The organism is uncultured Algibacter sp., from assembly GCF_905480415.1.
Classification (GTDB): Bacteria; Bacteroidota; Bacteroidia; order Flavobacteriales; family Flavobacteriaceae; genus Algibacter_B.
In genome coordinates, this window is the sequence record NZ_CAJQQI010000079.1 from 1 (window position 1) to 3,163 (window position 3,163).

At 34.4% G+C, this 3,163-nt stretch carries 4 protein-coding genes; all 4 read right to left on the reverse strand.

Annotated features, from left to right (window positions below; translation table 11 throughout):
* Positions 1-500 (reverse strand): 4Fe-4S binding protein (locus tag QZ260_RS05895; protein ID WP_295983888.1); only part of this gene is annotated, 500 nt, incomplete at its 3' end.
* 109 nt (positions 501-609) lie between these two features.
* Positions 610-1,494 (reverse strand): cbb3-type cytochrome c oxidase N-terminal domain-containing protein, encoded by an 885-nt coding sequence (locus QZ260_RS05900; protein WP_295983889.1) that lies wholly within the window; start codon positions 1,492-1,494, stop codon positions 610-612.
* Between the two features lie 85 nt (positions 1,495-1,579).
* A complete protein-coding gene (locus QZ260_RS05905; RefSeq protein WP_295983890.1) occupies positions 1,580-1,765 on the reverse strand; it encodes a CcoQ/FixQ family Cbb3-type cytochrome c oxidase assembly chaperone in 186 nt (61 codons plus the stop codon).
* A gap of 22 nt (positions 1,766-1,787) precedes the next feature.
* Positions 1,788-3,163: cytochrome-c oxidase, cbb3-type subunit II (ccoO, locus tag QZ260_RS05910; RefSeq protein WP_295983892.1), on the reverse strand; the 1,376-nt coding region annotated here is incomplete at its 5' end.

Sequence of the window (3,163 nt, forward strand, 5' to 3'; positions counted from 1 at the left end):
ATGAACGAAATAATAAGAAATATGAATTGTTTTAATCCTTTTTTTCTAATTTTTTCGGCATCCCATTTTTGTCTATCTAGTTTTCGTTGTTTATTTCTATCACCTTCAATCCAGTATTCAATTCTACGAAAAACCATTTCCATAAAAATGGTTTGCGGACATATCCATCCACAAAAAATACGTCCAAAAGCTACAGTAAATAGCGTAATAAAAACCACGCCAATTAGCATGGAAATAACAAAAAGATGAAAATCTTGTGGCCAAAAGGGAAAACCGAAAATATTAAATCGACGTTCTAATATGTTAAACATCAGAAACTGATTCCCATTAATTTTTATAAAGGGCGATAGCAATAAAAAAGCCAGTAAAAAGTAGCTTACGTATTTTCTATACTCATAAAACTTTCCACTAGGTTTTTTTGGAAATACCCAGGCACGTTTACCTTCTTCGGTAATAGTGCCAATAGAGTCTCTAAAATTTTCGTTATCTGGGGTTTTCAAAGTGCTAATGCTTTTTTTAGAAACCGGCCAGTTTTTTAATCTGGCAGGTTTCGATTGTATTTAGCTTAGTTTGATAAGTTTTTGTCTAATCGGTTACTGTTTAGGGTCTTTATTCTGCGTTTTTATCTACCCAAACATCACCTTCAGGCACTTTTGGGTTGGCTGGAGTAGTTCCTTCAAAGGTTAAGACATAACTAGATACCTGTGCTATTTCTAATGGTTTTAACTGTTGTTTCCAAGCAATCATGCCCTTTCCAGATCGACCTCCTTCAGATACTGTTTTAAATATACTTTTAATATCACCACCTAAAATCCAATTCGGGTCGGTTAAATTTGGTCCAATACCACCACCTCCATCGGCCATATGGCAAGCCACACAATTGGTTTCAAAAATAGTTTTACCTGCACTTAAGTCTGCGGCTTCAGTCAGTTGTGTAACTGTATTAATATCAACTAAATTTTTAGCAGTTTTTTTATAGGTCTCAATAGCAATTCTAGCATCGGCTAATTCGGTTTCCAATTCATCAATTTGAGTTGGACCACTAAATACATGGTATCTTAATAAGTATACAGCAGCAAAAACAATACTAGCGTAAAAACCATAGATCCACCATGGCGGTAAGTTATTGTCAAGCTCTTTAATACCATCGTAATTATGGTCTAAGATAATTTTACCTTCGTCTTCTATAGGTGTTTGTCCTAGAAGGTTTTGGTAGGTTTCTTTTAACCAAGTAAACTTAAATGATTTTTCTTTTTCAGCTAAGAATCTTGCTTTGGCTTCATCGTCTAATTTATGAAGCATAATGTTTTCTAAAGCACTTACTATAATCTCGATAGCTATCAAAATTAAAAGTATTAACAGTAAAAAGAGTATTACTGCTGGGTGTTTTATAAATGCTGGTTGCGCTCCAGAATCAATAAAGAATTCTACGGCTCCAAAAATTATAAAAAATACTACTGAAACACGAATCCAAGAAGGAACTAAATCTTTCATTTGATAGTTGTTTTATTATTTTTAAATGGACAAATGTAACCTCCGATTCTATTCAGAAGAAAATTCAAAATTTTATTAGTCGGTTTCATAATATATACTCGTTTTGATTGTCTAGTGGAATATTACTAACAGTTTTTATATGGTCTTTTTTAGCGGTAATTACCCACCAAAAAAGTACTACAAAAAAGATAAAAAAGATGAGCAAAGAAATGATTGGGAATATTTCAATCCCAGCAATGCTATCCATATGATTTTTTACAAATTTTAACATAATGTTTTCTTTTGATGCTTAATTAATCTTCAACATGAATATCGGTGCCTAATCGCTGTAAGTACGCTATCATAGCTACAATCTCACGATTCTTCATCTCAATAAAGTCTTCACTGTTTTCAGCAGCATATTTCTTGTCTGCCTCATATGTTTTTGCGAAGTCTGGATCACTATACAAGTTTTGTTCAATTTGAGCACCTTGGTCTAACATATTCTGTTGCGCATTTGCTATATCTTCTTCAGAATAAGGAACGCCTAATGTAACCATAGCTTCCATTTTTGTTTCAGTATTTGATTTATCAAGTTCACTAGATGAACCTGTAATTAACCAAGGATAACGTGGCATGATAGAACCCGAAGACGTACTCTGTGGGTCATACATATGGTTAAAGTGCCAGTTATCTGAATACTTACCACCAATTCTGTGTAAATCTGGACCTGTACGTTTACTTCCCCATAAGAATGGGTGATCATAGACAAATTCTCCAGCTTTTGAGTATTCACCATAACGCTCTACCTCACTTCTAAACGGACGTATCATTTGTGAATGGCAGCCCACACAACCTTCACGGATGTAAATGTCTCTACCTTCTAATTCTAATGGAGTATAGGGCTGTACGCTTGCAATTGTTGGAATATTAGATTTTACCATAATAGTTGGTACAATCTGTATAATACCACCAATTAAAATAGCTACGGTTGCTAGTAATGTTAATTGTACTGGTCTTCTTTCTAACCATGTATGCCAACCTTCACTAGAAGTACGTTTTTTAGTTACTCTTTCAAGTGCTGGAGCTTCAGCTAATTCATCTATAACTTTACTGCCTTGCCTTACCGTAACAATAACATTGTAAACTAAGATTAACATACCTACAATATATAATGTACCACCAATGGCACGCATCCAATACATTGGCATAATCTCAGTAACCGTTTCTAAGAAGTTACCGTAAGTTAAAGTGCCGTCAGGATTAAATTGTTTCCACATACTTGCTTGAGTAAATCCAGCAACGTACATAGGTAATGCATATATAATGATACCTAATGTTCCTAACCAAAAATGTAAATTGGCCAAACCTAATGAGTATAATTTAGTTTTAAAGAGTCTAGGGATTAAGTAATAAATAATACCAAATGCCATAAAACCATTCCAAGCTAGTGCACCAACGTGAACGTGAGCAATAATCCAATCGGTAAAGTGTGCAATAGCATTTACATTTTTAAGTGATAATGCTGGTCCTTCAAAAGTTGCCATACCATACCCCGTAATGGCTACTACCATAAATTTTAAAACCGGATCGGTTCGTACTTTATCCCAAGCCCCACGAAGCGTTAATAAACCGTTTATCATACCTCCCCAAGATGGCATTAATAACATTATGGAGAAGGCTACACCTA